The sequence below is a fragment of the Streptomyces sp. NPDC052079 genome (genome assembly GCF_040680275.1).
In the GTDB taxonomy this organism is placed as follows: domain Bacteria; phylum Actinomycetota; class Actinomycetes; order Streptomycetales; family Streptomycetaceae; genus Streptomyces.
The window spans coordinates 266,363-284,948 of record NZ_JBFAWL010000006.1 but is presented as its reverse complement, the minus strand read 5'-3'; the positions used below and the strand labels follow the sequence as shown (position 1 = coordinate 284,948).

Genomic DNA, 18,586 nt, shown 5'->3' with positions numbered 1-18,586 from the left:
TGTGCAACCGATCGTCCGTACAGGGGGATTGATGCCTCGGTGAGCCAGATCGTCATCAAGCGCCCACCGCGTACGCTGCCGCCCGAAGTGCCCTCGGACGAGCTGCACCTGGAGAATCCTCCAGAACTGCCGCGCGGGCAGCAGGAGGGCATGCTGATGCAGGTGCTGCCGACGCTCGGCATGGGCTCGTCGGTGGTGTTCTACTTCGCCTCCCCCAACGCCCATCCGTTCATGCGGATCATGGGCGTGGTCATGCTGGTGTCGACGGCGGCGATGGTGATCGCCCAGATCGTCCGCTACCGCCGCGGTACACAGGGGCAAATGGCCGATGTGCGGCGCGACTACCTCCGTTATCTCGCGCAGACCCGCCGCAAGGTCCGCGGGACGGCCCGCCGCCAGCGGGACGCGCAGCTGTATCTGCACCCCGCCCCCGAGCAGCTCTGGGCGGTGGTCGCCGAGGGCAGCCGGGTATGGGAACGACGCATGGGGGACGCCGACTTCGGGCAGGTGAGGCTCGGTCTCGGCCCGCAGCAGCTGGCGACACCGCTGACCGCGCCGCAGACCGCGCCGGTCGACGAGCTGGAGCCGCTGTGCGCGGGTGCCATGCAGCGATTCCTCTCCGTGCACGGCCAGTTGGACGGCCTGCCGGTCGCCGTCTCGCTGCGCGCCTTCTACCACGTGACGGTCTCCGGTGATCCGGGCCATGCCCGGGCGGCCGCCCGGGCGCTGGTCGCGCAGGCCGCCACGCTGCACTCTCCGGAAGACCTCGTGCTCGCCGTCGTGACGGCGCCGGGCACCGTGGACCAGTGGGACTGGACGAAGTGGCTTCCGCACTGCCAGGCACCGGGTTCGTTCGACGGGGCCGGCACCCGCCGCCTCTTCGGGGACGACCTCGGCGAACTGGAACAGCTGCTTGCGGACCGGCTGGACGGCCGTCCCCGCTTCAGCCGGGAGGGCCGGCCGCTGCTGGACCAGCCGCACCTCCTGATCGTCCTCGACGGCGGCATGGTCCCCCCGACCTCGGCCCTCGCCGCCGCGGAAGGCCTGCAGGGCGTGACGATCGTCGAGGTCGTCCCCGGTGAGCTGGATCAGCCCCGCGGGGACCTGTCGGTCGTCGTGCGCCCGGAGCGGCTATGGCTCGACTCGGGAGCCGGCATCGCGTACGAGGGCGAACCCGACGGGCTGTCCCTGCCCGCCGCCGAAGCACTCGCGCGGCAGCTGGCGCCGCTGCGCCTGGGGGGCGGGGACGACGACGAACCGCTGCTCGCCAACCTGGACTTCACCGAACTGCTGGGGCTGGGAGACGCGGCGACCGTGGACGTGGCGCGGACCTGGCGGCCGAGGTCGACACCCGAGCGCCTCCGGGTGCCGATCGGCGTCGGCGAGGACGGCCGGCCCGTGATGCTCGACCTCAAGGAGGCCGCGCAGGACGGCATGGGCCCGCACGGCCTGTGCGTCGGCGCGACCGGCTCCGGGAAGTCGGAGCTGCTCCGCACCCTGGTGCTGGGCCTCGCGGTCACCCACTCCTCGGAGACCCTCAACTTCGTCCTGGCGGACTTCAAGGGCGGCGCCACCTTCGCGGGCATGTCCCGGATGCCGCACGTCGCGGCCGTCATCACCAACCTCGCCGACGACCTGACCCTCGTCGACCGCATGGGCGACGCGATCCGCGGCGAACTGCAGCGCCGGCAGGAACTGCTGCGCGCGGCGGGCAACTACGCCAACATCCACGACTACGAGAAGGCGCGCGCGGCCGGCGCCGCGCTCGAGCCGCTGGCCTCTCTCGTGATCGTGATCGACGAGTTCAGCGAACTCCTCACCGCGAAACCCGACTTCATCGACATGTTCATCCAGATCGGCCGCATCGGCCGGTCGCTGGGTGTGCACCTGCTGCTGGCCTCGCAGCGCCTGGAGGAGGGCAGGCTGCGCGGCCTCGACACCTATCTGTCGTACCGCATCGGCCTGCGCACGTTCTCCGCCGCCGAGTCCCGCGCCGCGATCGGCGTGCCGGACGCCTACCATCTGCCGTCCGTCCCCGGCTCGGGGTATCTGAAGTGCGGCACGGACGAGATGGTTCGGTTCAAGGCGGCGTACGTGTCGGGGGCGTACCGCGCGGGCGACCCGGACGCCGGGCGCGGGAGCACGATGCCCGTCGAGCGCCGGCCCGCGCTGTTCACCGCGGCCCCGGTGCCGGTCACGTACGCGGCGCCGGACCCGGAGCGGGCCCGCACGCCCGACCGGCGGCAGGAGGACGACGCGCTGGCCGACACGGTCCTGGACGTCGTCGTGCAGCGGCTGGAGGGGCAGGGTGTGCCCGCGCACCAGGTCTGGCTGCCGCCGCTGGACCGGGCCCCGTCGCTGGACGAGCTGCTGCCCGCGCTGACCGTCTCGGCGGAGCGGGGCGTCCACCCGGCGGACTACCCCGTACCGGGCGGCCTGAGCGTCCCGCTCGGTCTGATCGACAAACCGTTCGAGCAGAAGCGGGAGATCCTCTACCAGGACTTCTCCGCCGCGGCCGGTCACATGCTGGTGGTCGGCGGCCCCCAGTCGGGCAAGTCGACCCTGCTGCGCACCCTGATCGCCTCCTTCGCGCTCACGCACACCCCGCACGAGGTGCAGTTCTACGGACTCGACTTCGGCGGCGGCGGCCTGTCCGCGGTGGCCGATCTGCCCCACGTGGGCGGCGTCGCCTCACGCCTCGACCCGGAGCGGGTGCGGCGTACGGTCGCCGAGGTCGCCGGTGTCCTCAACCGCCGCGAGCAGTTCTTCCGGGCCCACGGCATCGACTCGGTCGCCACGTACCGCCGGCGCCGCGCGGCGGGTGACCTGCCCGGCGAGCCGTGGGGCGACGTCTTCCTCGTCATCGACGGCTGGGGCAACTTCCGCAACGACTACGAGGGCCTCGAGGGCATCGTCAACGACATCGCCGCCCGGGGACTGGGGCACGGCGTCCACGTGATCCTGTCCGCCTCCCGCTACATGGAGGTGCGTGCGGTCCTCAAGGACCAGATCCTCGGCCGTCTGGAGCTGCGCCTCGGCGATGCCATGGACTCCGAGTTCGACCGCAAGGTCGCCCTGAATGTGCCGGCCGGAGTGCCGGGCCGGGGCCAAATTCCCGCCAAGCTGCACTTCATGACGGCGCTGCCGCGGATCGACTCGGCCTCCACGGCGGACGACCTGTCCGACGCCACCATGCAGCTGGTCCGGACGGTCAAGGACAACTGGCAGGGCCCGCCGGCCCCGACCGTGCGTCTGCTTCCGCGCAAGCTGCCTGCCGACCAGCTGCCCAAGGGCTTCGAGTTCCCGCAGCACGGCATCGCGATCGGCATCGACGAGGCCGGCCTGGAGCCGGTGTTCATCGACTTCGACACCGACCCCTTCTTCCTCGTCTTCGGCGAGAGCGAGTCCGGCAAGACCAACCTGCTGCGGCTGATCGCCAAGCAGATCGCCGAGCGCTACACCCCCGCCGAGGCGCGCATCGTGGTCGGCGACTACCGGCGCACGATGCTGGAGGCGGTGCCGGAGAGCCATCTGCTGGAGTACGCCCCGATGGCGTCGGCGATGCAGGTGCACATGGATGCCGTACGGCAGTTCATGGAGAAGCGGGCGCCCAAGCCGGACATCACGCCGCAGCAGCTGCGCGACCGCAGCTGGTGGAGCGGCCCGCAGCTGTTCGTCATCGTCGACGACCACGAGCTGGTCGCCACCAACTCCGGCAACCCGCTGTCCCAGCTGGTGGAGCACCTGCATTTCGCCCGGGACGTGGGTGTGAAGTTCGTCATCGCGCGGAACTCCGCCGGCGCGTCCCGCGCGATGTTCGAGTCATTCATGCAGCGCCTGAAGGAACTGGGCGCCCAGGGCCTGGTCCTGTCGGGCGACCCCAGCGAGGGCGACATCCTGGGCAATGTGCGGGCCCGGCCCATGCCTCCCGGACGTGGCGTGTTCGTGTCACGGAAGCGCGGCACGCCCCTGATTCAGGTGGGCTTGCTTCCGCAACGGCATTAGGGTGATCGACGGGATCGGGGGACAACGGGGAATCACGGGGAGGCAGTTGAGGTGAGTACGAACGGGGGCGGCGGTACGGGCGGCGCGCCGGACACGGGGAAGGCGTTCGACACGCTGTCCGGTGTGAACCCGGCGATGGCGCTGGACATCCAGCACAGCGCCATGAAGGGCTTCAAGAAGCGCGTCGACGAACTCCTGCGGGAACTGGACGACTCCGAGGCCGCACCGGCCCGGGTCGGCCGGGACCGCCTGTCACGCGCCCAGCTGGGCTCCGCGGAGTTCAAGGAAGCACAGTTCCTCTACGACTCGTACGCCATCGTCCACGACGAGCTGGAGAAACTCTCCAAGGCCCTGGGCGCGCAGATCGAGGGCATGGGCCTGGCGGTACACGCGTCCCGGGTGGGCTACGAGAACCTGGACGCGGACATCAAGGCGCGGATGAGGGCGGTCAACGCGGAGGCGGAGAAGTACTACGTCGTGGAGCGGGATCCGTATGTGGAGCAGCGGGGCACCGGGCAGGCGCCCGCCGGCGAGAGTGAGGAGGGTCTGTAATGGCTGATCAGCCCGGACGGCGGAAGCCGACACTCGCTCGCACGGACTTCGAGTCCATGACCCACGAGCAGCTGGCCGCACTCCTCGACTCGGCAAGTTCGGAGAGTGCCTCCCACCTCGCCACGAAGCTCTCCAAAGCCTCGTCGACGATCACCGGAATCGGCGACGACCTCATGACGTACGTCAAGGGCCTCGAGTGGCAGGGCGAGGGCGGCGACGCCTTCCGCAACTGGGGCGGACAGAGCGCGGCAGCGACGCTCCGCCTGGGCCAGTACGCCGAGGTGGCGTCCCGCTGGATGGCGACGGTCGCCCAGGCGGTTGCCGAGGCCAAGGCGGCGATGCCGGCCACGTCCGAGACGACCCAGGCCAAGGCGGACCTCGCCGACGCGCGGAAGACCCTCGCGGCGGCACAGGACCCGGGTGCTCGTAACGACCCCGATGCCCGCCAGCTGGCGCAGACGGCCCAGTCCGACGCGACGGCGGCGCAGCAGCGGATGGAGGCGGCGCGGGCCGAGGCGATCCAGCAGCTGCGGAAGTTGGCGCAGACTTACGAGTACTCGGCCCAGCAGGTGAACAGCGTGCCGCCGCCTACATTTGCGCCGCCTGCCGACCACCTTGAGTCGAAGGAGTGGCGGAGTACGGGTCGAGACATCGCCGTGTCGGGGGGCCCTTCCGCAGCGACCACGCCTTCCCCGGGCGTCGGTGCGCCTGAAGGACGTACCGGCGCTCCCGCAACGGCACCGGCCGGAACCTATGCGGCCCCGTCCGGTGGCGTTCCGACATCCCATGGGGAACATACGCCGACAAGGCCGGCCGCCATGGAGATCGACGGCGTGGCCACCATGCCCGACAGTCGCTCCCCGGCACCTCATAGCCTGGCGCCGCCTCAGGCCATCACCGGCTCGCGTGCCGACGTCGGGCACACCTCTCAGCCGGTGATCGTCCCGCCCACGATGCCCGGCCGTAGCCATGTCTCCGGTTCGTCCGGTCCTCAGCAGATCACGCCAACCCCTCGCCCTTCTCTGCTCCCTGGTCAGGGAACGCCCGCCGGTAACCGACTGCGTGTTCCCGGCGAGACCGGGATCGTCGGAGGGCGTCCGGTGGTGCCCGGTGCAGGAAGGCCGGCCACCGGCATCCCGCGGGGCACCGTGATCGGCACCGATGTCGGCCAGGGGCGTGCAGCGCAGGGCCATGCGCCCATAGGCCGTGCTCTGACTGCTGGAGTTCCGTCTGTTGGAGGCGCAGCCGGACAGAGCGGTACCAGCGGGGCACGGCGCCTCGCATCCGAAACGGGTGGTGTCGTCGGCAGTCGGCCGGCTCAGCCGGGATCCACCGGCGCACGTCCCTTCACGCCAGGAGGCGTCGGCCTGGTGCGCCAGTCGAGCACCGGCGGATCTGCCCACGGTCCGACCGGTCGTGTGAGCGGCGGCGCGCACCCGACCCCCCAATCGATCTCCCGCCGGGACCGTCCGCAGGATCAGGGGGAGCGTCCGGATTACCTAGAGGAAGGGGAAGAGACTTGGGCTCGCAGGGACCGTCGTGCGGTTCCGCCTGTCGTCGACTGACCCTCCAAGATCACCTCAGCACACCAGGAAGGCACATGCGCGCCAGCAGCAAGGGATCACGGCGGCCTCTCTCAGTTGCATCGGCTGCTCTCGGCCTGTTGCTGGTGGGCGTTGCCGCCACCCCCGCCCACGCCGAATCGGTTCGTGACATGCAGTGGCACCTCGACGCCATGCACGCCGAGGACATGTGGAAGGTCAGCACCGGCAACGGCATGACCGTCGCCGTCATCGACTCCGGCGTCGACAACTCCCTTGCCGACCTGAAGGGCCAAGTCCTGGACGGCAAGGACTACTCCAAACAGCAGGGCGATGAGCACACCGACATAGAAGGCCATGGGACGTCGATCGCGGCGTTGATCGCGGCCACGGGTGCACGCGGACAGGAGCAGGGCTCCTACGGTCTCGCGCCGGACGCCAAGATCCTCCCAATCCGGATGCGCTACGCCATGGAGGACTTCGGTGAGGTCGACGGCAAGGCGGAGTACTCACGCGTCCTGACACGGGCCATCCGCTACGCGGCGGACACGGAAGCGCAGATCATCAACATCTCCATGGGCAGCTCGAACGCGCCGGGCAGGAAGAACGTCGGGACGCCGGAACTCGCTTCGGCAGTGCAGTACGCCATCGCCAAGGGCAAGCTGATCTTCGCAGCAGCCGGCAACAGGGGCAACACGTCGAACCTCCCGGAATATCCTGCGTCCACCCCAGGCGTTGTGGGCGTCGGGGCCATCACGGAGAAGATTGAACGGCTCCCCATCTCACAGCACGGAGCAGAAGTCGACGTCACCGCCCCAGGGCACAACATGGTTTCCGCGTGTCTCTCCGGTACCCGGGTCTGCCGCTCCGAAGGCACCAGCGATGCCACCGCCATCGCATCCGCCTCCGCGGCACTCATCTGGTCGAAGCACCCTGAATGGACCAACCACCAAGTGCTCCGCGTCCTCATCAACACGATGAAGGGCAACGAAGAGAGCTGGACCCGGAATGACGACTTCGGCTACGGCGTCGTCCGTCCCCGGGCTGCGCTGAAGGACCCGGGTGATCCAGGTCCCGCGGACGAATATCCCCTGCCCGACCTGGGGGCAGCCGCCTCGCCGTCCGCGTCGGCCGGGACGTCACCGTCCCCAGGAGCGGGGGACAACGACGCGGCCACCACCGACAAGCAGAAGCCCTCCAATGCCGCTGCGAGCAGCAACGACGGGGTCAGTGCCTCATGGGTGGCCCTCGGCGTGGCAGCCGCCGCGCTTCTCGCGGGCGCCGTCGCCGTACCCACCCTGAGCGCCCGCCGCAGACGCTCGAACCCGGTACCTGCGGCCCCGCCCTTCCTACCGAGCCACTCCCCCTACGCCGAGCCACAGCAGCCGCCTGCATACGGACCACCATCCCGGCCCGGACCCGAGCAGGGCTCACAGCGCTAAGGCCACCGATTCCAATACAAAGGAACCGACGTGTCATTCGACGAGATGTGGGGCCAGGCCCGAGACAACGCCCTCGCGCGGCAGCAGAGCAGCACGCGCCTGAACCAGCTGCCGGCATCCGGAGGGGGCGGATCGGGCGGCAGCGACTACACGGTGAGGTCTCCCGACCTGAAGGCCGTCGGGAACGAGGCGCAGGAACTCTTCCACGGCTTCGAGAGGGACGCGTTCCATGCCGGAGCCAACACCGGCACCGCAGGGACCAGCCTGGACGAGGACGGCTTCAAGACCGGGTCGGCCATGTGGACCGCATGGGACACCTGGCGCTCTCAGGCAGAGGCACTGCTGAGTGCCTGCGCCCACATCCACAATCACCTCGAGGACACGGTCTCGACGCATGCCAAGCGCGAAGAGGTCCTAGTCACCAACCTGTCCGTCGAGCAGATCAACAAGCACTTCAAGTAGTGGGGCTGCGCTGTGCCGACCTTCGAGAACCTCCTCAACGCCCGACTGGGCAGCCTCAGCGACGCTGTGGACGACTGGACCGAGACAGTCAAGAAGCTTGAGAAGCTCGAAGAGCAAGCAAGCAAGGGCATGTTGAAGAAGGCCGGCAAGGCGGACTGGGAGGGCGAAAACGCCGGCGTCACCCTGCCCTTCGTGAGGAAGACCGCCAAAGAATTCGGGGACGCACTCAAAGAAGCGGAAAGCATCCGGAACATCCTTCGGGGAGCCCTTACGGAGTTCAAGGCGGCCAAGGCTCAGCTTTCGAAAGTCGTCGAGGACGCCCCTGGGAAGGGGATCAGAGTCGATCCGGACGGCACCGTGAGCTACCAAATCCACCCCGACCGTCGCGGAAAGGACTACGCAGGGCCAGAGCCGAAGGAAGCTGACTTCGAACAGGTTCGTACCGATATCACGGAAGCCCTGAAGAGGGCGAACGAGGCCGATGAGGTCGCATCCCGCGCTCTGCGCACACTGGTGGGCAAGGACAAGCACAACTTCTCCGGCACCGAGTACACGTCCTTGAGCGACGCCGACAAGGCCCAGCAAGTGGCTGATGCCAAGGAGTTCGTGGCGATCTCAAGGAAGGGAGCCGACGCCTCCCCCACAGAACTCGCCCGCGCAAACAACCTTCTGCAAGAACACAGCCGGGACAGGCTCTTCGCAGAAAGGGTCGCCACGGGCATGGGCGCCAAGGGAACCATGACGTTCTGGGCAGGCGTCGTGGACAGCCATCAGGGAAATCTGCCGAAGAATGAAGCCTCCACACTTAAGAACCTGCAGAAGAACCTCAGCCTAACCTTGGCCGCAGCCTCGCATTCCAAAACTCCTCAGATGCAGCAATGGAAGCGAGACATCATCACGCTGGGAGACCAGCAGTTCATCGTGGACCGCACAAAAGACACGACGGGCCCTTACGGCTTCCAGATCACCAGCAGCCTACTGCGTGAAGGCAAGTTCGACACCGATTTCCTGAACGACTACGGGAAAAAGCTTTACAACTTTGAGAAGAACAACAACGCACCCGAACTGTGGTCCAACGGGGGAAGCTATTACGACGCTCTGAACTTCGGCGCTGCGAAGAATGACGATGGCAAGGACCCGATGACCGGCTTCTTGGAGGCCCTTGGCCACAATCCGAACGCATCGGAGAAATTCTTCCACGACAAGGATCACTTCAACTACCTGACGGGCGTCGAGACCAAGAACGGGCCGGAGCCGCGCATCTGGCCTCAGGACAGCGCCAACTTCGTTTCCCACCCGGATCAAACGAAGGAACTGCCCGGCTTCGACTCACTTGGGCACGCTCTTGAGGCGGCAACAACCGGGCACAGTTATGAGACTGGCCCGTCGCCTGCGACTTCTGTCCATTCGAAGGAGCAAGCCGAAATCATGAGCCGGATCGTCGGTACCATGTCCGAGCATCCTGAGTTGATGCGCGAGGGCATGGGGGACAGCCTGGGGCGAATCTCTGCCGAGTACATGTCCGATATCCATCGCGCAGTGGATGCCAACCCCAGCCACCTCGACTTGTTGTTCCCGAACAATGGCGTGGATTCGGGCCTAGGTGAACGCGATGTCACACGATTCCTGCACAGGGTAGGACAGGACCCGGATGGGTACGCTGCTATAAATCTGGGACAGCATCAATACACGACGAGCATCCTGGACTTCCACGCGCAGAAACCCGACATTTACGCTAACGGCCTCTCTGGCGATCACCATGACGGCATGCGACAGGTGGTGCAAAGTATCTCCACTGACGCGGGCGAGATCGAAGGGATTATTGGGGCGGGTCGTGACTACGCTGTGGAGGAAGGAAAAGTAAAGGACGACGAAGAGTTCAACAAGTCTCTCCAGAAATCTGCAACGTGGGTTGGAGGCCTTGTAGGAATCGGCATCGGGATCGGCGTTTCTCCCTTCGTCGGGCCTACAGGAATCGTAGCCGGCGGTCTCCTCGGCACCGCCACGGGTGATATCTTGAATGGGGTCGTGAGCGGCGGCCAGCGAGACGGACTACCAGACCAGATCTACCGAAACGGCCACGACTGGGAGGCCTTGAAGAAAGACACGGTCTACACCACTCAGCAAGCCATCAACGCCACAGAACTTAAAAACAGCACGGATGTCGGCCTGTACTCATCCACTGCTGCCACAGGCGTGGACATCGGATTCGGTGCTGCACGGCATGGCGTGGGGAAGTATATCGGAGGCGAGGCTTCCAACACTCACAAAGGGAACTAACTGAATCCATGAAGAACAGATTCACTGCTCTGCATCTCAGCCTAGCCTCTGTCCTGGCCCTCGCGATAGGTGCCGCCGGCGGATACTTTTTCGACGACGAACCAAAAGCAACTGCCTGGAAAACATCCTGCCCAAATGTCATCGCAAGTAGCAGCGCACGGGAGGCCGCTACTCGACTCGTTGGCTCCGAAGGCTCGGTGAGCGCCGGGTCCACCGAGTCTTCGTACACTACTGCGTACAGATCCTCATGCTTCGTGTACACAGGTGAAGAGGCGGCGCTCATCGCTAGTGCTGAACTCGGACGTCATGGAGACATGAAAATTTGGGAGAGTCGCCTTTCCAGTAATAAGGACATCGGTCCTGCCGAGGATCGCAAGTACTTTCGCCTCGGCGACAAGGGGGAAGGAGTTTCTACACTGGAGTCAGCTGCAATCCGATTGGATTGCATCCCATCCGGGTCGACAATATCCGAGACCAGCCTGAGCATTTTGGTTCTCTCGCGGTCGAGCGATCACCCCGAATCCCATCGCGCCGACCTCCTGCAGCTGGCCGTCACATTTGCCCAGCACGCCCAGAGCACTGCACGGTGTACAGACCCTGTGGGGATTCCGAGTACTCCCCCCGCCCTACAGGACCGTCATGCCTCGTAGGCGACAGACTGTCTGTTTCATCAGGCCTCGAACCAAGTGCGCACGCGGCGGCGCCTGACCTACAACGGTGATGGCAGCGATGAAGAGAACTGTGAAGGCAGTATCGGTCAGTGGCGCAGCATGTTTGCTTCTCTTCGGAGGAATTTTCGGCTACCGCTACTTCTTCATGAGCGGGCTGGAGCACCTACCACGGGAGGTATGCTCCGGCGCGGTCGACCGAAAGCTTACTATTGAGGCCCTCCCACCTTCCCACAGCGCAGAAGAGGGAGGATGATGACTCCATTCTTTCCGGCGAAGCCAAAGCCGCCGACTCCTGTGTTGACACTTGGGTAGAATACTATGATGCCAAGCGCGACGGAGTAGTGATGCAGAGTAAGCGGGGGTCCGTTCGAACGCTAGCCTTGTCCGGCGGGTTGGTGAGCGTCTACTTTCCGTGCACTCCTCCGGGGGTTGATCCCGATTCTGCAGTCCAGTCCTATGCTCTCGTCACCGAAGCACGGACGATCGGAGAAACCCGCGCGAAAGGCGAAGACCTGCGTAAAGTCGTCACAGATTTCGCCATACGCGCTCACGAGACACGCCTATGGAGTCGGTAGGTGCCAAGACGGTAAATCGCTCCCACCAGAGCTCTGAGTCATTCCGCATCTGCTGCTGACGCCGCACCAGTAGTGATGAATGGAGTCGAATTGACGCACACTTCGTCCATTGCACTGGCACCTCGACGCCATGCACGACGACGAAATACTGGGCGTACGAGCCCATGACCTGAGGCGGTCAGATTCATGAAGAAGAACGTCAGGGCACTACTGACGGGTGGAGTGGTCTGCCTACTCGTATTCGGGACAATCGCCAGCTACCGCTACTTCACGGGCGGGCTTGACCGGCTCCCTGACAAAGTGTGCTCAGGGGCTGTCGACAGAGAGATCGTCACTAAGGCCCTTCCCTCAGCACGGGATGCCCAGGAGGGCAGCAGAGTGAAGCCTCCAGGCGGGCGATTCCTCTTCACTTGTCACGTCTACACAAGTGGCGACTCGATTATGTCGGGTGAGGTAGAAACCACCGATGTCGCACATGACACATGGGCCAGCTACTACGAGGGGCAAGCTGACGGAAATCCGGTGAGGACGAGGAAGGGCCCTGTTCACGTTCTGTCCGTATCCGAAAACCGAGCATCGCTATACGTGCCCTGCACGCGCGCTGGTAAAAATCCTGATGCCACGGCTGATTCTCACGGCCTTATCGCGGAATCCAGGACAATCGGTAAAACTCGCGCCACAGGAGAAGAGCTGCGTCAAGCCATCACGGATTTCGCCTATTTCATTATGCAACGGGCATTCAAGCTGAACAAATGCCGGGAAGTTGAAGCACTGCCAAAGGATCTATCTGACGCGTACTCTGCTGCCGGAACGGGAGGTTGAGCCAAGGGCTCCCTGGTCGCAAGTCGCGATCCGGTGGGGCGAGGTCATGCTCTCGTACCACTTAACGCCTTGGAGGCGCGTCCAACAAACCGTCGTCGCGCATCCTGGCTCATAGCGCGTAATGCGCCCGATAAGTCGCTGGACTGCGAGTGCCTCATCATCCTTCCGAAACGGATAGGTGAATCAAGGGCTTCTCTGATAGGACATCAGAATCCCGACACTCACAAAGGGAACTGACTGCATCCATGAAGAACAGATTCACTGCTCTGCATCTCAGCCTAGCCTCTGTCCTGGCCCTCGCGATGGGTGCCGCTGGCGGATACTTTTTCGACGACGACGAACCAAAAGCAACTGCCTGGAAAACATCCTGCCCAAATGTCATCGCAAGTGGCAACGCACGCGAGGCCGCCACTCGACTCGTCGGCTCCGAAGGGTCGGTGAACGCCAGGTCCACCGAGTCCGCAACCACGACCGCGTACACATCCTCGTGCTTCGTATACACCGGTGAGAGGGCGACGCTCATCGCCACCGCTGAACTCGCACGACATGGAGACATGAGAACCTGGGAGAGTCACCTTTCCAGCAACGAAGACATCGGCCCTCCCGAGGATCGCAGGTACTTCCGACTCGGCAAAAAGGGACGAGGCATCTCTACACCGGAGTCAGCCGCAATCAGATTGGATTGCACTCCAACAGGGTCGACGATATCCGAGACCAGTCTGAGGATTCTGGTCCTCTCTCGCTCGAGCGACCACACCGCCTCCCATCGCGCCGATCTCCTGAAGGTGGCCATGACATTTGCGCAGCCCGCCCAGAACACTGCGCAATGCACAGACCCCGTGCGAATTCCGAGCACGCCTCCCGCACCAGGAAGTCGTTGATCGTGGCGCTCAGCGCGGTGACGATCACGTCTGCGTCGTCCGCGATTCAGCCCAGGCCGTGGCACCACTTGTCGAGGAAATCGTTGACCGCCTCGGTGACTTCGCCGGCTCCGGTGTTGTCCTCGGTGACCTGGAAGACGTTGTCGAAGCGCTGGTCCGCGCGTCCCTCGGAGATCTTCCGGGCGGCGGACGTCGACTCCTCCAGGCCGTGCGATCGACTGGAGGAACTGCACCTCCCACTTGAATTCGCCGCCGTCCGCGCCCTTGGGGATGAGCCATGCCTGTGTGTCGCTCATGCCGCACCGCCCCGGGGTCGCCACGAGATGTGCAGCACCGGCTCCCTGGCGGTGGCGGCCGAGGCGAGGCGCACGGTGTGCTCGGCGGCCGGGTCCAGCCAGACGTCGAGTCCGGGTGGCAGGAGGTCCAGGAGGTCGGCGCCCGTCGTCGAGAACCAGGCGCCGCCGTCTGTGAAGAGCTGGAACTGTTCCAGTGAGGTGAACACCGGTACCAGTCGGGCCGGGGTGGGGGTGGCCGGGTCGGCGGTGGGGGTCGCCAGGTCGAGGATGCGGGAGCGTGGCGGTGCGTCCCCGGCCGGAGGTTCCGGCGCGGTGATCGTCAAAAAGCCTGGTTTTTGCGGACGTTCGCAGTAGACGCGGGCTCGGACGAAGGCGTCGAAGACGTTCTGCGGGGACGCCTCGTCGCACTTGGCTCGTCGTACGGTCTCGGCCAAGTCGGCTGTGTCGGCTTGCTGTTGTTCGGCTGTGCCGGCGTTGTTGGTCGTGGTGATGTCGGCGCCGCCCCCGTTCGTACGCATGTGCTCAAAGATCACACACGTTCTCCGCGGGGCGCAACGCGCCTTTGCCGGCCGGGACGTGGCGGAGCGCACATGCGAAGAGGAGGCGGGCCGGGTTTGGTCGGCCGCCTCCTCTTTGTTTGGCGCGGTGGCGTACGGAGTCAGCCCATCAGCATGCGGAACCGTGCCGCGTTGCCGTGGTCGGTGTCCTTGTAGCCGATGACGGACTCGTCCAGGAGCTGGGCGATGCGGGCCAGTTTCTGGCACATCTGGTCCATCTCCGAGCTGCTGCTGCGCTGGATCTCGGTGTAGGCGGTCTTCGCCTCGCCCTCCCAGGTCTCGGCGACGGCCTTGACCTTGCGCATGAGGATGTCGAGCTGTTCGCTCAGCTCCTTGGCCGTCTTGCGCACGTCCTGCGCGGCCTGGGTGACGGTGTCGAAGTTGACGGCGGTGCGGTCGTAGTTGACGCTCACTGTGTTCTCTCCCGGGTGGCGGCGGTGTCGGTCAGGCGAGGTCGGTGATGCGGCTGGTGACCTGGTAGGAGTTGTCCACCTTCCGGATCTCCGAGACGCGCTCCTGCTCGTGGGCGCTGAAGCCCTTGACGCTCATCCGCATGACGTCCTCCAGGTCCACGAGGTCGTCCTGGATCTTCTTCAGGTGCTGGTTGACCCCGCGCTGGACGGTGTCGAACTCCTTGCCCGCGGCGCCCTGCCAGCCTGCCTGGATCATGTCCACGACGGCGTTGAGGGACGTCACCCTGCTGCTGACGTCCTGGTGGAAGTCACGGATCTTGTTGGCGAGATCGGTCAGGTCGGAGTCGCTGTAGTCGACGCTCATGGCCTCTTGCCCTCCTCATGAAGTGCTGGACGGGTGTCCAGGGTGTCCTGGCGGGCAAGAACCGCTGCCTCCCTGCGCGACGCCTGGTCGCAGCGCCGCACCGCCCCCGTGCGGTACCACACTTGTGGCACCTGCAGCCACTTTAGTCACTTGGTGTGGGTGTTCCAACTGCAAAGCGGTCACAGGGCAGTTCGGGGCGGGTACTGTCCGCCGGAAAGCATCTGATCCGGTCACCGGACCGACACTCCCCGCAGGGGGCCCCAGTACTGTGACCGTGGATCGTTCGTACGTCACGAAAGGACACCGTTCCGCCATGGCTGATCTGCCGGACCGGGAGCGCGAGACGCCCGAGGAAATCAAGGCGCGCAAGGAGCGCGAGCGGGACGAGTTGTATGCGCTGGACATCTCCGGCGTCGAGTGGCACTGCGCTCCGGGCACGGAGGAGCACGAGGAGCGGGTGGAGATCGCCTATCTGCCCGCCGGTGCGGTGGCGATGCGGTCGTCGCTGGACCCGGAGACGGTGCTGCGCTATACGGAGGCGGAATGGCGTGCGTTCGTCCTGGGGGCGCGGGACGGGGAGTTCGACCTGGAGCCGGCGCCGGGGGACGCGGCCGCCGCCGAGTGAGCCGGCCGCTGCCTCAGGCGGCTCAGGCGGGTCTCACGCCCCGCGGTCCCGTCGGCGGCGGCTCAGGTCGCGCAGCGCCACGGCCGTACCGGCGATGACCGTGACCAGGACCGCGGTGATGCCCAGCACATAGACCGCATGGCGTTCGTCGCGTTCCGCCGCGGTCTCCGCCAGGGAGAACGGCGCCACGTCGGGGGCCTGGGCCCTGGTCACCCCCGGGTCGGGGGTGGGGGACGACGGGGGGTCGGCCACGTCGGACTCCTGGACGGCGCGGACCGGGTCCACCACGCCCCAGCCGACGAAGTCGTCGTGCCCGTTGACCGAGCGTTCCGCGGTCTGCTCGATCCGGGTGACGATCTGGGCCGTGGTCCAGTCCGGGTGCTTCTCCTTGAGCAGGGCGGCCACCCCCGCGACGAAGGGGGCCGAGAAGCTGGTGCCGCTGTCCGTGCACTGGCCGCCGCCGGGGACCGTGGAGACGATGTCGACTCCGGGGGCGGCCACTCCCACGAAGTCACCGGCCTGGGAGAAGGCGGCGCGTTCGTTGTTCCGGTCGGAGGAAGCCACGGCCAGTACGCCGTCGAAGGCCGCCGGGTAGGTGTTCTTCACCTTGCCGTCCAGGCCGTCGTTGCCCGCGGAGGCGACCACGACGACGTTCCGGGCGATGGCCTTGCGGACCGCTTCGGCGAGGGCGGAGGTGGCGGACAGGGGCTTGGTGGTGTCCTGGGAGATATTGATGACGTCGGCGCCCCGGGCCACGGCGTGGTCGATGGCCCGGGCCATGGTGTCGGAGTCGCCGCTGCTGTCGGCGTCGTTCTGGCGGATGGGGATGATGGTGGCGTTCGGGGCCAGGCCCACGAACCCGGTTCCTTCGCGGGACCGGGCCGCGATGATGCCGGCGACCTTGGTGCCGTGGCCCACCTCGTCGTTGGTGGGGTCGCCGCCCTTGCCCTTGGTGAGCAGATCCAGTCCGGCCGTCTTGTCGACGGCGGCGGTGAGCTGGGGGTTCTTGTCGTCGACGCCCGTGTCGATGACGGCCACGCGGACGCCCTTGCCCTTGTCCGTGCCCTGCCAGAGTTCGTCGAGCAGGACGCGCTGCAGCGACCAGGGGCGGGCCTTGAACTGCCGTGTGCTGGGGTAGGTGCACTCGCCGCTGCCGTCCAGGCGCAGGTTCTCCTGTGGGCGTTGCGGAGTGTCCTGCGCGGGTGCGGGCGGGTGGCCGCCGAGTGCGGTCAGGAGTACGGCGGTCGCCAGCAGGGCGGCCTTGGTCGGCGACACCGGTGCGGTCCCTTTCTTGTCCGTCGTCCGTGGTTGGGGGGTGCGGGGCCGCCGGGTCACGAACCCTGGGGCTGGCGTGCGCTGTTGGTGTCGAGACGCGGTCCCTTGGCCAGGAACTCGGACCAGGCCAGCGGGATCCTCGTCGGCCGGACGTTCTGGTAGCCGAGCTTGACCTGGGCCTCGCTGGGCTCGGGGGCGCTGTCCTCCTCCTCGCCGGTGTCGTCGGCACCGATGTCCGAGGTCTCGCTGTCGCTGTCCCCGTTGGCCTGGACGGCGTACCGCAGTCCGGTGTCCGTAACCAGGAAGAGGGAACCTGCGTCGGACGCGGTGCCCTGGATCTGGGTGTAGAGCTGGCCCGTTCCGGGGGTGACGTAGGTGCTCGTGCCGTCGGCCGTGATCTCGACGGGGTAGCCGCTGCCGGCCCAGGTACTGAGGACGGTCGAGTTGTCCTTGCCGACGTCGCGCAGGACGCTGCACACCGTGTCCAGTCCGCCGTCGGCGGAGTTGACCTGGCGGGCCCGCCGGTCCGGCCAGTCGGCGGGCTGGCCGGCGAACGGCTCGGGGGCGGCGGTGAAGTCCTGCAGGCCCACGGTGCGGGCCTTGCCGTTCATGTTGAGTACGGCCGTCTGCGGCGAGGAGATCAGAAGCCAGGCGGTGAACTCGGTGACCGGCCGCACCTCGCCCGGGAGGACGACGTAGTACTGGGTTCCCTCGCCGGTCTCCGTCCTGAGCACCGTGCCGACCCTGTTCTCGTCCGCCGACAGCTGTCCCGGGACGCCCGCCGGGTCGCCGACGCCCGACGGGAGCCGCGGGAAGCGGATCGGGGCGCCCTCGTGGAGGGTGGCAAGCCATTCCTTGGTGACCGGCTGGGGTCGGCGGGAGCCCACGAGCGCGACGGTCAGCGGGTCGTTCTCGGCCCCGGTGACCGGGTACGCGGTGCCGCGGGCGTCGACCAGGTGGCGCTCACCGGTGCGGGTCTTCACGTACAGCACGTCGCCGCCGGAGAGCCGGCCGGCGCCCTCGGTCTTCTTCCGGTCACCGCCGGCGAGCACGAAGGTGGCTTCCTGCACGGTGCCGTTGCCGTCCTTGCCGCCTGGCTGGGCGCAGACCGCCCAGCGTTTGGCCCGGCCGGCCTCGTCCGCGGACGGCAGCCGGTCGGGGGCGTAGGGGATGCCGAGGATCGGTCCACGCGACAGCTTGCCGGAGTCGAGGATCTTGTCGTCGACCTGGACGACCTTGTAGCCGGCGTCCTTCATCAGCAGCCGCGCGGAGGCGAGGTTGAGCACCGGATGCAGCCGGGTGGCGCCGTCCGTCTTCAGGACGACGTAGCGGGTCGTGGACTGTTTGCCGACGATCACCCGTGTTCCCGGTTCGTCCCAGCCGGGCGGGGCGGTGGGTTTGAACATGCCCCAGGCCCCGAAGACGCCCAGCACCAGCACGCCGACGATCAGGCTCGGCAGGACCGCCCGCAGGGGGCGGGGGGCTCCCTCCTCCGATCCCGACGGCGAGGGCTGGAGGAAAGCGGCCAGCATGCGCCGCTTCGCGAACGTGTAGGCGTTGAGTTCGTCGCGCCGTGATGCCATGAGTGACCGCAGCTCCCCCTTACCGCCCCGGGGTTGACCATCCCGGGCCGTCCGTTGTCGGACCGGCCCCCTACTATGCCTGGTGATCGTCGGCGCGCGTGGAGCAGGTAGGGTACGGGCTCTTTGCGAGCCACAGCAGTGCAGTTGCTCGGGCTGTTGTGACCAGAGCGGGGGATGGAGTGAGGGCTTCGGGGACGCGGGTGCGTGGCCCGGCGGGGGCGCGAGGGGCGTCGGCGGGCGAG

The 18,586-nt window shown here is 66.6% G+C and carries 13 protein-coding genes; 8 read left to right on the top strand and 5 right to left on the bottom strand.

Going from position 1 to position 18,586, the window contains the following annotated elements:
• The first annotated feature begins 39 nt into the window (after positions 1-39).
• The 7 genes from eccCa (at position 40) to AB0L56_RS13630 (ending at position 12,350) form a co-directional block, all read left to right on the top strand.
• Positions 40-4,005 carry a type VII secretion protein EccCa gene (eccCa, locus tag AB0L56_RS13660; protein WP_365422589.1) on the top strand — a complete coding sequence of 1,322 codons (3,966 nt, stop codon included), beginning with the start codon at positions 40-42 and terminating at the stop codon, positions 4,003-4,005.
• Positions 4,006-4,056: 51 nt separating this feature from the next.
• Complete coding sequence (locus tag AB0L56_RS13655) at positions 4,057-4,557, top strand: hypothetical protein (protein ID WP_365422586.1); 501 nt, start codon at positions 4,057-4,059, stop codon at positions 4,555-4,557.
• A gap of 56 nt (positions 4,558-4,613) precedes the next feature.
• Positions 4,614-6,122, top strand: a complete 1,509-nt coding sequence (locus tag AB0L56_RS13650; RefSeq protein ID WP_365422583.1) for a hypothetical protein — start codon at positions 4,614-4,616, stop codon at positions 6,120-6,122.
• A gap of 149 nt (positions 6,123-6,271) precedes the next feature.
• Entirely contained in the window at positions 6,272-7,540 is a 1,269-nt protein-coding gene (gene mycP / locus AB0L56_RS13645) for a type VII secretion-associated serine protease mycosin (RefSeq protein WP_365422580.1), read from the top strand.
• Positions 7,541-7,570: 30 nt separating this feature from the next.
• A complete protein-coding gene (locus AB0L56_RS13640) occupies positions 7,571-8,002 on the top strand; it encodes a hypothetical protein (RefSeq protein ID WP_365422577.1) in 432 nt (143 codons plus the stop codon).
• 12 nt (positions 8,003-8,014) lie between these two features.
• A complete protein-coding gene (locus tag AB0L56_RS13635) occupies positions 8,015-10,282 on the top strand; it encodes a DUF6571 family protein (protein ID WP_365422574.1) in 2,268 nt (755 codons plus the stop codon).
• 1,432 nt (positions 10,283-11,714) lie between these two features.
• The gene (locus AB0L56_RS13630; protein ID WP_365422571.1) at positions 11,715-12,350 is read left to right on the top strand and encodes a hypothetical protein; all 636 of its coding nucleotides are present in this window, start codon (positions 11,715-11,717) and stop codon (positions 12,348-12,350) included.
• A gap of 1,173 nt (positions 12,351-13,523) precedes the next feature.
• On the opposite strand, the gene AB0L56_RS13625 is transcribed toward AB0L56_RS13630, so the two are convergent.
• From AB0L56_RS13625 to AB0L56_RS13615, 3 genes are all read right to left on the bottom strand, one after another.
• Positions 13,524-14,045 carry an SseB family protein gene (locus AB0L56_RS13625; RefSeq protein ID WP_365422568.1) on the bottom strand — a complete coding sequence of 174 codons (522 nt, stop codon included), beginning with the start codon at positions 14,043-14,045 and terminating at the stop codon, positions 13,524-13,526.
• Positions 14,046-14,185: 140 nt separating this feature from the next.
• Complete coding sequence (locus AB0L56_RS13620; protein ID WP_365422565.1) at positions 14,186-14,497, bottom strand: WXG100 family type VII secretion target; 312 nt, start codon at positions 14,495-14,497, stop codon at positions 14,186-14,188.
• Positions 14,498-14,528: 31 nt separating this feature from the next.
• Positions 14,529-14,861 carry a WXG100 family type VII secretion target gene (locus AB0L56_RS13615; protein WP_190165458.1) on the bottom strand — a complete coding sequence of 111 codons (333 nt, stop codon included), beginning with the start codon at positions 14,859-14,861 and terminating at the stop codon, positions 14,529-14,531.
• 313 nt (positions 14,862-15,174) lie between these two features.
• Here AB0L56_RS13615 and AB0L56_RS13610 point away from each other — a divergent pair, with 313 nt between their 5' ends.
• Positions 15,175-15,486, top strand: coding sequence for a DUF397 domain-containing protein (locus AB0L56_RS13610; RefSeq protein WP_365422562.1), 312 nt, complete (start codon positions 15,175-15,177; stop codon positions 15,484-15,486).
• 33 nt (positions 15,487-15,519) lie between these two features.
• Here AB0L56_RS13610 and mycP (AB0L56_RS13605) read toward each other — a convergent pair whose 3' ends face one another.
• Positions 15,520-16,761, bottom strand: a complete 1,242-nt coding sequence (gene mycP, locus AB0L56_RS13605) for a type VII secretion-associated serine protease mycosin (RefSeq protein WP_365422558.1) — start codon at positions 16,759-16,761, stop codon at positions 15,520-15,522.
• A 56-nt stretch (positions 16,762-16,817) separates the two neighbouring features.
• The gene (gene eccB / locus AB0L56_RS13600) at positions 16,818-18,344 is read right to left on the bottom strand and encodes a type VII secretion protein EccB (RefSeq protein WP_365422555.1); all 1,527 of its coding nucleotides are present in this window, start codon (positions 18,342-18,344) and stop codon (positions 16,818-16,820) included.
• Between the last annotated feature and the right edge of the window lie 242 nt (positions 18,345-18,586).

Excerpts from the sequence above, each read along its gene's own strand:
- AB0L56_RS13615 (WP_190165458.1), bottom strand. The coding sequence starts at position 14,861 with ATGAGCGTCGACTACAGCGACTCCGACCTGACCGATCTCGCCAACAAG.
- AB0L56_RS13625 (WP_365422568.1), bottom strand. The coding sequence starts at position 14,045 with ATGCGTACGAACGGGGGCGGCGCCGACATCACCACGACCAACAACGCC.
- AB0L56_RS13610 (WP_365422562.1), top strand. The coding sequence starts at position 15,175 with ATGGCTGATCTGCCGGACCGGGAGCGCGAGACGCCCGAGGAAATCAAG.
- eccB (WP_365422555.1), bottom strand. The coding sequence starts at position 18,344 with ATGGCATCACGGCGCGACGAACTCAACGCCTACACGTTCGCGAAGCGG.
- AB0L56_RS13630 (WP_365422571.1), top strand. The coding sequence starts at position 11,715 with ATGAAGAAGAACGTCAGGGCACTACTGACGGGTGGAGTGGTCTGCCTA.
- AB0L56_RS13650 (WP_365422583.1), top strand. The coding sequence starts at position 4,614 with ATGACCCACGAGCAGCTGGCCGCACTCCTCGACTCGGCAAGTTCGGAG.
- mycP (WP_365422580.1), top strand. The coding sequence starts at position 6,272 with ATGCAGTGGCACCTCGACGCCATGCACGCCGAGGACATGTGGAAGGTC.